Genomic DNA, 512 nt, shown 5'->3' on the forward strand with positions numbered 1-512 from the left:
GATCGGAACCGCGCTGTTGCCGACATCGACGGTTACCGGCTTGTCCTTGGCGGAGAGCTCCACCGCCAGGTCGCTGGTGCCCTTCGGATCGACATTGCCGGTCGCGGCGCCGTGCACGGAATCGCTCTCTATGGTGGCCTGCTCGATATCGACCCCGCCCGATGCGGTCGCCGTTCCGGCAAGGTCGAAGCTCGTCTTGCCGGCAAACAGCGCCTTTATCTTCTCCGGCAGGAACCCTTCGAACTCGCCGTCGCCCTTGGCCTCGATGCGGTGGCCCTTGTCGGTCAGTTGGTGCCGGCCGGTCAGTTGGCTGACGATCCGGCCATCGACCATGAAGGTGCCGACGCCGCTCCAGTTGGCCAAAGGCCCGCTGCCGGAAACGACGATGTTGACGGGCGGCGCGTCCGGCAGCTTGAGCAGGTTGGCGATGATGCCGCCGGCCGGCTCCGACGCCTTGAGATCGAGGTCGAGCTTGTTGTCGGCCGGCGCGAAGTGGATCTTGGCGTCGACAT

1 pseudogene is annotated in these 512 nt (G+C 65.8%); it reads right to left on the bottom strand.

Annotation, left to right across the window (positions count from 1 at the left end):
- Nucleotides 1-512: pseudogene (locus EOD07_RS36915) on the bottom strand (translocation/assembly module TamB); the annotation flags it as partial.

It is taken from the genome of Mesorhizobium sp. M2C.T.Ca.TU.002.02.1.1 (assembly GCF_003997225.1).